Source organism: Parabacteroides sp. AT13 (assembly GCF_002272965.1).
Taxonomy (GTDB): domain Bacteria; phylum Bacteroidota; class Bacteroidia; order Bacteroidales; family Tannerellaceae; genus Parabacteroides; species Parabacteroides distasonis.
This window is the reverse complement of the sequence record NZ_NQMH01000001.1, coordinates 396445-408494: the sequence shown is the minus strand read 5'-3', so window position 1 is coordinate 408494 and position 12050 is coordinate 396445. Positions and strand designations below refer to the sequence as shown.

Genomic DNA, 12050 nt, shown 5'->3' with positions numbered 1-12050 from the left:
CTAAGATGTACGTATTTATTTCTATCTTAATCCTGATTGCCTCTATACTATTAATCTTGATCGTGTTGATCCAGAACTCGAAAGGTGGAGGTTTGGCTTCAGGGTTCTCTTCTTCTAACCAAATCATGGGTGTACGTAAGACCACGGACTTTTTGGAGAAAGCTACTTGGAGTTTGGCGGGTACCGTAATCGTATTGAGTATCTTGATTACCGCATTTATCCCCAGAGCGGAGCATGCCGCTCAATCTGAGATCAAGCAACAAGTAAACGACGCTATCTCTATCGATCCGAATACGATCGCTCCGGACTTTGGTACGGCTCAACAACCGGCAGTTCCGGCAGAGGAAACTCCCGCTACTACTACACCTGCGGAGGAAAGCAACAGATAAGAATCTTATTTGAAAACAATATAGAAGTCATGTCCACTAACAATGGATGTGACTTTTTTTTGTGCTACTTTAAGTGTAAGCTTCTTTAGGTCTTGATCTTTTCACCTATGTGAAAAGATCGTATCACAAGGGTGAAAAGATCGTATCACGTATATGAAAAGATCGTTTCATCTTTGTGGGACGATTATTACGAATAGAGGTTTCTATCTCTTCATAGAAAGAAATGATTAGTTAAGTGGAATATTGTTTGTATATTTGTTACATATAATAGTAATAAGTATAAATATTCAGATATGGATATGATAAATTTTGATGGGTTGTTGATCGGTATCGTTACATTCTTGATTATCGGTATGTTTCATCCGGTAGTCGTGAAGGCCGAGTATTATTGGGGGACGAAGTGCTGGTGGATATTCCTTGTCTTGGGGATTTTAGGGGTGATAGCTTCCCTGTTTATAGACAGCGTGTTTGTGTCCGCTATTTGCGGCGTATTCGCCTTCTCATCGTTCTGGACGATCAAGGAGATTTTCGAGCAGGAGGAGCGTGTGCAGAAAGGCTGGTTCCCTCGAAATCCGAAAAGAAAATACCCTTGGGACGATAGTGAGGTGAAATGAATTCTTTTCGTATCTTTGCCCTCGTGAAAGCGATATAAAAGCAATAAAGCTATGAAGACAAAGAGAAAAAAGCAAGATCCGTTAGTCGAGTACATAAAGGCTAACCGGAAAGGCAGTCGTGAGGCCGAGTTAGAAAACCACGGCAGACCGGTCAGTCATAACCGGATTCATGTATCGAAGAAAGTTTATAATCGTAAAAGAATGAAGGCAGATGCCCAGAGGCATCTGCCTTATTTGTTTTTAGTAGCCTAAAAGGAGACCTTAGTTCGCTGTATTGTTATTGATCGGTGTCTTTTCCTTGAACCACTCCACTAGTATCCCATTCTTGAAGCTTAGGATGTAGTAGCCTTCAGAGTAGTCGGCTATCGTCATGGTGACCGTCTTATAACTGATACTCTCTATGGGGCCGTCCGGGGTTATTCGTGCGCCAGCCGACTCAAAATCCTTTCCTAGTATCGATATAACCTTTTGCTTGGTCATCCCTAGCTCTATCTTATGCATCCGGTTGTCCATTTTATAAGGATTCATTACCGTAGCGCATCCCATCAATAGGAACATTGTCAGCAACACGTATATCCCTTTCACCATCTTCATCTCTCTTTTTGTTATTTGTTGTATTGGGGGCTAAAGTAGACATTATCCCGGATATATAGTAATACGAGGATATAAAAAAAGAGGAAAACCTTTCGATTTTCCTCTTTTCCTAGAGCGGAAGACGGGGCTCAAACCCGCGACCCTCAGCTTGGAAGGCTAATGCTCTATCAACTGAGCTACTTCCGCAATATGTATTCTTTCGGTTTTCGAAAGAATTGGCTCACAATGTGAACCGATCAATTAAGGTGGGCAGTGATGGATTCGAACCACCGAAGGCGAAAGCCAGCTGAGTTACAGTCAGCCCCATTTGGCCACTCTGGTAACTGCCCCCTTGTTCTTAATTGCAGTGCAAAGGTACGATTTATTTTGAAACCTGCAAGCGTTTAGGCAGAAAAATTTACCATTTTTATTGCGGTAACCGCTGCCTCGTCCCCTTTATTGCCATATCTACCTCCCGCACGATCCTCGGATTGCTGCATGGTGTCGGTAGTTAACAGGCCGAAAATGAAAGGAATATCGTACATTAAATTCAATTCTGTAATGCCTTGCGTAACGCCGGAACAAACGTAATCAAAATGTGGCGTATCGCCTCTTACGACGCATCCCAGAACGATCACGGCGTCTAATTCTTTAGTCTCGGCCAATCTTTTGGCTCCAAAAGTCAGTTCAAAACTACCCGGAACTCGTTTAACTACGATGTTCTCCGGTTTCACCCCGTGCTTTTCAAGCGTGTTGCAAGCACCTTCCAATAACTTCTCGGTAATGTTCTTGTTCCATTCCGCAACTACGATGCCGATGTTCATCTCTGAAGCATCGGGTACGCTGTTGAAGTCGTACTCGGATAAATTCTGATAAGCTGTAGCCATACTTGTCTCTTTAAAAGAAGAGGATGCCTTGTTTGACCGAGACATCCTCTGTTATACTATATAATATACTGTTTATTTATTTTCCTGCCGAAGCACGGGTGATATACTTATCGATATCGGATGCCTCCATGGAAGTGTAATACTTGTCCTTGATAGTCGTGTAAGCCTTTACAGCCTTGTCATACTCTTTCAAGTTCTCGTAAGCGATACCGGCCTTCTTCAAGTAAATCGGGCTGATAACCTCGTTGTCGGCCTCCTTAGCGGCTTTCTCGAAATAGCTGATTCCTTCTTTCGTATTACCCATGTTCACGTAGCAATCACCGATCAAGCCTGTAACCGCCGGAGATACCATTTGGTCCTTTCCGCTGAAAGATTTCAATAAATCGAGCGCCTTCTGTGTATCGCCCATCTTGTAGTAACAGATACCTGCGTAAGCCTTCGCCAAGTTTCCGGCGTCCGTGCTTCCATATTGGTCGATGATAGCCTCGAAACCTTCATAGTCAGCTCCATTGCCGTTTAAAGCCAAGGCGAAAGAATCTCTGGCGAAGTATTGCTCGCCCTTGAACATGGCGGCGGCGGCTTTTTTCTCCTGAGGAACTAAATAACCATGCTTGATTCCCAAAACAGCTCCAACAACGAGTGCGACAGCTATTATACCGTAAATAATCTTCTTTGAATTGTTTTCAATGAATTGCTCCGATTTGGAGACAATCTCTTCTACTTCTAACTCCTTGTTGGTGTCCTTTTCTTTAGTAGCCATAATGTGTTATAGTTATTTATTAATTTTATCGCTGATTTTAAGCCATACCATATGGTTGGCGATTCAAAGCGCAAAAGTAGTTTTTTTTGCTGATATAATCTATACTTAGAAGTATATTTTTTAATTTTGTACGATTAATACGGTTTAGATGATACTAAAGAAGCTTTCTGTTCTCAATTACAAAAATATACTTCAGTCCGAGGTTATTTTCTCGCCCAAGATGAATTGCTTTTTCGGCAATAACGGGATGGGGAAGACGAATCTATTGGATGCCATTCATTATCTCTCATTTTGCAAGAGTCATGTCAATACGCCTGATAGCCAGATAATAAACAGTGATCAAGATCTTTGCGTGGTGCAGGGTAACTATGATTATGAGGGACGTGAGGAGGAGATTTTCTGTGCCATGCGGCGTAGGCAACGCAAACAGTTCAAACGGAATAAGAAGGAGTACGACAAGCTGTCCGAGCATATCGGCCTATTACCGTTGGTCATGGTTTCTCCGGCTGATGCCGACTTGATCCGGGGGGGAAGCGATGAGCGACGCCGTTTTCTGGACTTAATCATCTCGCAGCAGGACAAGCCTTATCTGCATGCGCTTATCCAATATAATAAAGCGTTGCTCCAACGGAATACGTTGCTGAAAGATCAGAGCATGGATGCCTCTCTTTATGAGGTATTGGAGATGCAGCTGGGTATGTACGGCCAAATCGTTTACGAGAAGCGGAAAAAACTGGTGGAGGATTTTACCCCGATCTTTAATGAGTACTACCAGACGATCTGCGGCTCTGCCGAGGAGGTAGGGCTACATTATATCTCGCAATTGGAGGAAACGGAGCTTGCCGGTAAATTGGCGATGAGCCGGGAACGGGATCGTATATTGGGCTATACCTCTTCCGGTATCCATAAGGATGAGCTGGAAATGACGTTGGGCAGGTACCTGATTCGCCGGGTTGGTTCGCAAGGACAGAATAAGACGTATCTGATCGCCTTGAAACTCGCTCAGTTCGCTTTCCTAAATAAACGGGGACAGACTACACCTATCTTGCTGTTGGATGATATTTTCGATAAGCTGGACGCTAGCCGTGTGGAGCAGATCATCAAACTGGTCAGCGAGAATGGCTTCGGGCAGATTTTTATTACAGATACGAACCGGAAGTATCTGGATGAGATCTTATTGGCTATGAATCATGACTATGCTCTCTTCCGTGTGGAACGTGGCGAGGTACAACCTATGGAGGAATAAGAATGCAGAGAAGAAATACACAGACATTGGGGGAAGTGCTTCGTGACTTTTTCGAGGATAATACCGAGTTGTACGAGAAAATGATGGAGATCCGGGTCCAACGTGCGTGGGGAGAAGTTTTAGGGCCTACGATCATGCAGTACACACGTAATATATATGTACGTGATAAGGTGCTTCATGTCTCATTGACTTCCTCCGTACTTCGTAGCGAGTTGACGCTTTGCCGGGAACGGTTGGTGAAAAGCTTGAATGATTACGCGGGTGCCTCGGTCATTACCAATATCGTTTTTCATTGAGTGTGGCTTTACCATTCGCAATATTACTTACTGGGTCAAGTAACATATACTGCCCAGCCCCGGTAAGTATATATGGCTTGACCCAGTAAGTATATATTCTGCGGAGAGATCAATAGATGGTGTCTTCTGTTATTACGTAATCCATTTTCTTGTCGAGTGGCTCTACCGGAACCTGTGGTATCATCTGGAACCCGAAGCATATGCCAACCTTGGGAGCGTTGAGCGTGGAAAGAAGGCGGTCGTAGAATCCCCTCCCTCGTCCCATGCGGTTCTTGTCTTTGTCAAAGGCGACTCCGGGCACGATAATCAAGTCTATCTCATTCTTTGGAACTTCTATGCCGTCCGCCTTAGGCTCTAATATTCCGAAAGGTCCGGGTTTTAGGGATTCCGGTCCTTCGTAAAGAAGCAATCTCAAATCATCACCGACGATCAAGGGCAACAGAAGCTTTTTCTTCTGGTACCATTTCTCGATAAAGCCGGCGGTCTGTACTTCTCCCGGTATGGCGTGATAAAGGGCGATGCAAGAAGCCGCTTGGAACAGTTCCGTCTGTTCCAAGCGGTCCATGATCTTATCCGATAGCTCGCACAAGGTAATCCTCGAATATTCTTTTTTTCGAGAGGCCATATCTTTTCGTAGGGCCTGCTTGGCTGTGTAAGTCTCCATTCGCTGATTGTTTTAATAGTTCCGCATTCGGCACAGATTTTCCCTCTTGCAAGATCTTGATCGCACGTAATAAGGTAACGTCATCTTTTAGGAAAATGGGGTAGAAGCCCGCCTCGTCGAAGAAATTCCTTACGATATACGCTTGCAATTGGTTCTCGATTAACTTGCCGGATATATTAATTAATGTAGGACGTCTCTTGATGCCCTTGGTAGCGGCGAAGTTCACGAAGTCGGAAAGGAGCGGTTGTTGCTGCAAGTAATTATATAATTCCTCCCAAGTCTTGAATGAGCCTAGTTTCTCCCGATGGCGGTCTGAGTACTCGAGCGCATACAGGTAAAGCACGCCGCTATTTACCACATTTGAGTAGTAAGAGGTAACGCCGCTCGTGTCACGAGGGATAAAGATATCTGGCATGATACCGCCCCCGCCGTATACGGTACGTCCGCCTACGGTCTGGTATTTCAAGGAATCATCCATCTTGATGCTATCGGCCGAGTCGAACTCGCCGTGCATATATCGGTTATAGATATCTTGGTCGTAAGCGTCCGTATTACCCATCTCATATTTCTTCTGGATGCAGCGACCGGACGGCGTGTAATAACGGGCGATGGTCAATCGCATCTCTGAACCGTCGCTCAATGACATTTGAGTTTGTACCAGACCCTTGCCATACGTTCTTCGTCCGATAATCGTACCACGGTCGTTATCTTGGATCGCTCCGGAGAATATCTCACTGGCGGAAGCCGAGATCTCATCGGTCAATACTACGATCGGGGCGTCTTTACAAGTTCCGGTTCCGTTCGCATATACGTCGGAACGAGGGAACGACTTACCTTCCGTGTAGACGATCAAGCGTCCTTCCGGCATAAACTCGTTAATCATATTAATAGCGGCATCCATATATCCGCCGGTATTACCCCGTAAGTCGATCACGAAAGAGGTACAGCCCGCTTGTTTCAGCTTGGCGATCGCCGTGATGAACTCATTATAAGTATTCCGGGCGAATTTGCTAACCTTGATGTAACCTATACCTTTAGCCGCTTCGAAAGAAACATCGACCGAATTAACAGGGACATCTCCACGGGTTACGTCAAAATAGAGCAACTCAGGAGAATTTCCTCGCTGTACGCCTAGTTTCACCGTACTGTTCTTTGCGCCCCGGAGTGTCTTCATGATCTCTCCTTGGTTCTTTTTCTTACCGGAGAAAATAGAATCATTGATCGAGATGATCCGGTCGAAGGGCAGTAAACCTGCTTTCTCTGCGGGACCACCGCTAATTACGCTGATCACTAGGATCGTATCGGTTTGCATATTAAATGATACGCCAATACCACTGAAAGAACCTTCCAGCTCCTCATTCACCACGGAAGCGTCTTCGGCGGGGATATATACGGAGTGAGGGTCTAATTCACTGAATATTTTCGGGATCGTACTCTCTACCAGCTTAGACATGCTAACCGTGTCAACATATTGCTCGTCGATAATGTCCAAGATGGCATTTATCTTGTTACCGCTGGAGTAGGACCGTTTTTTTCCTTGACTGATAGATAAATAATGGTTCCCAATAAAGATACCTAAAGCGATACTAGCCGCGATGATAACCGGGAGCCATACGGTCAGTCTTTTGTTTTTATCCATAAAAACGTTTTATTTATTCGTTCAAATCTATATAATCTACTATGATACCGGCACGCTTCAATAATTCGCAGCCGTCCGCTATGCGATAATTCTCGGAATAGACCACTCGCTTGATCCCGGATTGTATGATTAATTTTGCGCATTCAATGCAAGGGGAGGAGGTCACATAAATGGTCGCTCCTTTACTGCTGTTCGATGAGGCTGCCACTTTTGTGATGGCGTTAGCCTCCGCGTGTAGAACATAAGGCTTGGTGACATTGTTCTCGTCTTCGCAAACATTTTCAAAACCGGCGGGTGTTCCATTGTATCCGTCGGATATGATCATTTTATCTTTTACTAATAATGCGCCCACTTGGCGTCGTTTACAGTACGAATTCTCGGCCCAGATAGCGGCCATTCGCAGGTAACGTTTATCTAATTCGTGCTGTTTTTCTGTTTTCTCGCACATTTGTTTACTCTTTTGTCTTTTAATCCAGACACAAAGGTAGTGATTATTTAGATTTACCGGGCGATAAGCCCGGTAAATTATTACTTCTTAATACCATTACGGATTAATAAGGCGTCTATCGTAGGCTCTTGTCCACGGAAACGCTTGTATAACACGGCGGGATCTTCTGTACCACCTTTGGATAAGATATTGTCACGGAAAGATTTCGCGACCTCCTTGTTGAAGATTCCTTTCGATTTGAAAACGGAGAAAGCGTCGGCGTCTAATACCTCGGCCCATTTATATCCGTAATAGCCTGCCGCGTATCCTCCGGAGAAGATATGTCCGAAGCTTGTGCCCATCAAGGCTTCCGGTACTTCCGGTACGATTACCGTCGGAGCCCAAGCTTTTTTCTCGAATGCCGCTACGTCACCGTCGAAAGGTTGCTCCAACGTATGCCATGCCATATCCAGCAAGCCAAAGCTTAATTGGCGGCAGCAAAGGTAGCCGGCGTTGAAGTTAGAGGCGTTTACCAAGCTTTGTATCATCTCTTGCGGGATTTTCTCTCCGGTCTGGTAATGAACGGCGATCTGATCTAAGAACTCTTTTTCAGTCAACCAGTTCTCCATGATCTGGGAAGGTAATTCTACGAAATCACGATAAACGCTGGTTCCCGAAAGGCTGGAATAGGTTCCTTGCGCTAGCATGCCGTGCAAGGAGTGCCCGAACTCATGCAAGAGCGTGTTCACCTCGTCGAAACTTAACAAAGAGGGCTTCGTGTCTGTCGGACGGGTAAAGTTCATCACGATAACGATCTGAGGACGGCTATCTTTTCCGTCTTTATCTTTGTATTGAGCCTTGATATTGTTCATCCAAGCGCCGGATTGTTTTCCGTCACGAGGGAAGAAATCCGTATAAAGGATAGCAAGGAACTTACCATCGGCATCGTATACCTCATAAGCGTCTACTTCCGGATGATAAACCGGGATTTTCTTGTTTTCCTTAAAGGTGATACCGTAGAGCTGGGTAGCTAATCCGAATACGCCTTTCTTTACGTTGCTTAACTCGAAATAAGGGCGAGTCATCTCGTCGTTTACCTTGAAGCGGATATCCCGTAACTTCTCGGAATAATAACTCCAGTCCCAAGGCATAACGGTGATATTCTCTTTCTCTGTACCTAATGCGAATCCTTCTACTGCATTGTATTCGTTGATCGCTATCGGTTTATAAGCTTCGAGTAACTGATTCAATAATTTGTATACGTTCGCTGAGTTTTTAGCCATCGTGTGTTCCAGCGCATATTCGGCGTAATTCTTGAATCCCATCAACTGGGCGATCTCTAGGCGGATATTAACGATCTTTTTGATAATGTCCTTATTGTCGAACTCATCCCCTTTATTTCCTACGCTCATGTATTCACGATACATTTTTTCTCGCAAATCACGCTTGTCGGAATAACGCATAAATGGAATGTAACTCGGAGCCGAGAGATTGAATAACCATCCATTTTTATCTTTACTTTTGGCTAACATGGCCGCTGCGTCACGAGCACTTTCGGGTAAGCCGGATAGTTCGTTCTCGTCCGTTATTAGTAATTCGAATCGGTTTTTATCTTTCAAGGCGTTTTGATCGAACTGCAAGGTTAACATGCTTAGGTCCATACTTAGCTTGCGGTATTTTTCCTTGTCATCTTTATTTAACGTAGCCCCATTCGCTTTAAACGACTCGTAAAGGTCTTCCAGCAATTTAGCATCCTCGGTAGAAAGGTTCAATTGTTCTTTTTTATCATAGATTGATTTGACCCGAGCAAGTAGCTTCTCATTTAAGAAGATGTTATTGGATGTCTGGGATAACTTCGGGGAGACACGTTGCGAGATTTCCATCATTTCGTCGTTAGCCTCTGCCCCTAATACATTAAAAAAAACAGAAGAGACTGTTTCTAATAATTTGCCGCTACGTTCCAGAGCTACTACCGTATTCTCGAAAGTAGCCGGTTGCGGGTTATTGGCGATCTCTTGCACCTCTTTTTCCATTTGCTTGATTCCTTCGTCGAAAGCGGGCTCATAATGCTCGATCTTGATCTTATCGAAAGGAGGGGTCTCGAACGGTGTTTTAAACTTCCCGAAGAAAGGGTTATTTGCTGCGTGTGTCATTTGAATTGCGCTTAATAAAATTACTACATTATATAATAACTTCCTCATATTAAAAATTGTTTGAAAATTTCCGCAAAGGTAGGCATTTTAATCACAGGAACATTATAGGCATCTGTTTTTATATTCAGATTGATTTAAAATGAAAAATAGAACATTTCCTATGACTAAACCGAGGCTTGTTTTCGGGGGGCTGTACCTTGATTTTGAGCTTTGATGAATATGATAATAGGATTGATTTAACAAAAATTTATATGTTTGAAAACACTCCTTTAGAGCACCTTTCTTTTTAAAGCCTTGATCTATAAGTTTATCGTAGAAGAAGGATGCCTTTTTTTCTAAATAAATATAAAAGACAGTTTGTTTTTTTAGTTATTAAATAATACTTTTGATTCTCAGAAACGAAAATAATTTCATTTTGATATTAAAGAAAGTAACTTAAAACCCAAATACACATATGAGTTATCTTAAATTTGACAAAACAGTGATGATAAACCTGGAAGAGTCGCTGACTCGTGAGGTGCTTCGAACCAACCGTTTGGGAGCCTATCACTGCACTACTGTTGTTGATTGTAATACCAGGAAATACCACGGACTACTCGTTATGCCTGTGCCTGCGATTGATGATGACAACCATGTGTTACTATCTTCTTTTGATGAGACGGTAATTCAACATGGTGCCGAATTTAATCTTGGGTTGCATAAATATGCAGGCGATAATTTCAGTCCCAAGGGACATAAGTACATCCGCGAGTATAGCTCAGAGACAGTACCTCGTACGCTTTACCGTGTAGGAGGTGTGATCTTCTCGAAAGAGAAAGTGTTTTCCATGTACGAGAATCGTATCATGATTAAGTATACGTTGGAAGATGCTCATTCCGCTACGACCTTACGTTTCCGTCCTTTCCTCGCTTTCCGTAGCGTGAAGAACTTAACGCAAGCCAATGGTAACGTGAACCAATCTTACGAGGAAGTCACAAACGGAATCAAGACATGTATGTATCCCGGTTATCCGGAACTGTATATGCAATTTAACAAGAAAGTTAAATTTGTGTATGAGCCATATTGGTACAATGGCATCGAGTATCCGAAAGAACAAGAGAGGGGATATCCTTATCAGGAGGATTTGTATGTTCCCGGATATTTCGAGGTCCCTATCAAAAAAGGGGAGACTATTATTTTCAGCGCTGGCGATAGTGCAGTGGCAACTACCCGCTTGAAGGCACTGTATGAGAATGAGGTCGTAGCTCGTACACCTCGTACTAGCTTCTTCAATTGCTTGAAGAATTCCGCTCAGCAATTTTATTTTCGTCCCAAGGAAGACGACGCTTATCTATTAGCGGGCTATCCATGGTTTAAAGTACGTGCGAGAGATTTGTTCGTAGCTCTTCCGGGTAGTACGTTGTCTATCGATGATCCGGTTCGTTTTGAGAAGATCATGCATACGGCGATGCCGGCGATGCGGGCGTATATGGAGAATGGGCGTTTCGATGCGGTGATTCGTGAGATCGAGCATCCGGATGTCTTTTTATGGGCGATCTGGGCGATCCAACAGTATGCTAAGCATGAGGGCGTTGAAAAGGCACGTGAGCTATATGGCGATTTCGTGAAAGAAGTTATCGATTATATACGGGACCAGAAACATCCCGATATGAAATTGATGGAGAATGGTTTACTTTTCGCTAATGGAAAAGATAAGGCGATTACTTGGATGAATTCTACCGTAAACGGAAAACCTGTTGTAACTCGTTCTGGTTATATAGTGGAATTTAACGCTCTTTGGTATAATGCTCTTTGTTTCTATACAGAATTGATGGGGGGAGTACCTGTCGAGGGTATTGATCCGATTATCAAGTCGATGGATAAATCGTTCCCGGAAACCTTTGTGAACGGGTATAATTATTTGTTCGATTCCGTGAATGGTTCTACGGTAGATTGGAGCGTACGGCCTAATATGATTTTCGCTGTGGCATTGCCTTATTCCCCATTGACGAGGATGCAGAAACGTGCCGTAGTGGATATCGTGACGAAAGAGTTGCTTACCCCGAAGGGCTTGCGTTCCTTGAGTCCGAAGAGCGAAGGATATCGCCCGTATTATGTGGGGCCGCAATATGAACGAGATTTGGCTTATCACCAAGGTACTGCTTGGCCGTGGTTGTTAGGCGCCTATTTGGAAGCTTATTTGCGTGTATTCGGAAAGAGTGGCGTTGCTTTTGCTGAACGTATGTTGATAAGCTTGGAGGAGGAGATGTCATTACACTGTATCGGGACGATCCCGGAATTGTTTGATGGTAACCCACCGTTTACCGGACGTGGAGCTGTCTCTTTTGCGATGAATGTTGCGGCTATCCTCCGTGTTGTGGATTTGTTGAAGAAGTATAACGCCGAATAAAACTAAGTACCAT

13 protein-coding genes and 2 tRNA genes are annotated in these 12050 nt (G+C 43.9%); 6 read left to right on the top strand and 9 right to left on the bottom strand.

From position 1 onward, the window contains the following. The first annotated feature begins 5 nt into the window (after positions 1 to 5). From secG to CI959_RS01940, 3 genes are all read left to right on the top strand, one after another. Positions 6 to 389: a preprotein translocase subunit SecG gene (gene secG / locus CI959_RS01950; protein ID WP_005861586.1), complete on the top strand. Its 384-nt coding sequence runs from the start codon at positions 6 to 8 to the stop codon at positions 387 to 389. 293 nt (positions 390 to 682) lie between these two features. Next, positions 683 to 1003 (top strand): DUF4491 family protein, encoded by a 321-nt coding sequence (locus CI959_RS01945; RefSeq protein WP_057317621.1) that lies wholly within the window; start codon positions 683 to 685, stop codon positions 1001 to 1003. A 51-nt stretch (positions 1004 to 1054) separates the two neighbouring features. Continuing rightward, positions 1055 to 1255, top strand: coding sequence for a hypothetical protein (locus tag CI959_RS01940; protein ID WP_005861590.1), 201 nt, complete (start codon positions 1055 to 1057; stop codon positions 1253 to 1255). Positions 1256 to 1264: 9 nt separating this feature from the next. Here CI959_RS01940 and CI959_RS01935 read toward each other — a convergent pair whose 3' ends face one another. The 5 genes from CI959_RS01935 to CI959_RS01915 all read right to left on the bottom strand — a co-directional run bounded on the left by CI959_RS01935 (position 1265) and on the right by CI959_RS01915 (position 3223). Further along, positions 1265 to 1597 carry a hypothetical protein gene (locus tag CI959_RS01935; RefSeq protein WP_008774115.1) on the bottom strand — a complete coding sequence of 111 codons (333 nt, stop codon included), beginning with the start codon at positions 1595 to 1597 and terminating at the stop codon, positions 1265 to 1267. Between the two features lie 113 nt (positions 1598 to 1710). After that, positions 1711 to 1783: transfer RNA gene (locus CI959_RS01930), tRNA-Gly, on the bottom strand. Between the two features lie 60 nt (positions 1784 to 1843). After that, positions 1844 to 1926, bottom strand: a tRNA-Tyr gene (locus CI959_RS01925). Positions 1927 to 1980: 54 nt separating this feature from the next. Beyond that, on the bottom strand, positions 1981 to 2463 hold the full coding sequence (gene ribH / locus CI959_RS01920) for a 6,7-dimethyl-8-ribityllumazine synthase (protein ID WP_008774114.1): 483 nt from the start codon (positions 2461 to 2463) through the stop codon (positions 1981 to 1983). A gap of 76 nt (positions 2464 to 2539) precedes the next feature. Then, on the bottom strand, positions 2540 to 3223 hold the full coding sequence (locus tag CI959_RS01915) for a tetratricopeptide repeat protein (RefSeq protein WP_005861596.1): 684 nt from the start codon (positions 3221 to 3223) through the stop codon (positions 2540 to 2542). Positions 3224 to 3371: 148 nt separating this feature from the next. Between CI959_RS01915 and CI959_RS01910 the strand changes: the two genes are divergently transcribed. Next, positions 3372 to 4469 (top strand): DNA replication/repair protein RecF, encoded by a 1098-nt coding sequence (locus CI959_RS01910; protein WP_009018588.1) that lies wholly within the window; start codon positions 3372 to 3374, stop codon positions 4467 to 4469. 2 nt (positions 4470 to 4471) lie between these two features. Further along, the gene (locus CI959_RS01905; RefSeq protein WP_005865842.1) at positions 4472 to 4765 is read left to right on the top strand and encodes a DUF721 domain-containing protein; all 294 of its coding nucleotides are present in this window, start codon (positions 4472 to 4474) and stop codon (positions 4763 to 4765) included. Between the two features lie 109 nt (positions 4766 to 4874). On the opposite strand, the gene CI959_RS01900 is transcribed toward CI959_RS01905, so the two are convergent. From CI959_RS01900 to CI959_RS01885, 4 genes are all read right to left on the bottom strand, one after another. Continuing rightward, positions 4875 to 5390: a 5-formyltetrahydrofolate cyclo-ligase gene (locus CI959_RS01900; protein WP_022192887.1), complete on the bottom strand. Its 516-nt coding sequence runs from the start codon at positions 5388 to 5390 to the stop codon at positions 4875 to 4877. Further along, a complete protein-coding gene (locus CI959_RS01895) occupies positions 5335 to 7068 on the bottom strand; it encodes a S41 family peptidase (protein WP_008780784.1) in 1734 nt (577 codons plus the stop codon). The genes CI959_RS01900 and CI959_RS01895 overlap by 56 nt, the downstream gene beginning before the upstream one ends. Positions 7069 to 7081: 13 nt before the next feature. After that, a complete protein-coding gene (locus CI959_RS01890; RefSeq protein WP_008778036.1) occupies positions 7082 to 7516 on the bottom strand; it encodes a dCMP deaminase family protein in 435 nt (144 codons plus the stop codon). 80 nt (positions 7517 to 7596) lie between these two features. Beyond that, on the bottom strand, positions 7597 to 9696 hold the full coding sequence (locus CI959_RS01885; RefSeq protein WP_172680050.1) for a M3 family metallopeptidase: 2100 nt from the start codon (positions 9694 to 9696) through the stop codon (positions 7597 to 7599). A gap of 406 nt (positions 9697 to 10102) precedes the next feature. Between CI959_RS01885 and CI959_RS01880 the strand changes: the two genes are divergently transcribed. Continuing rightward, a complete protein-coding gene (locus tag CI959_RS01880) occupies positions 10103 to 12037 on the top strand; it encodes a glycogen debranching enzyme N-terminal domain-containing protein (protein WP_005861612.1) in 1935 nt (644 codons plus the stop codon). Positions 12038 to 12050 lie beyond the last annotated feature (13 nt).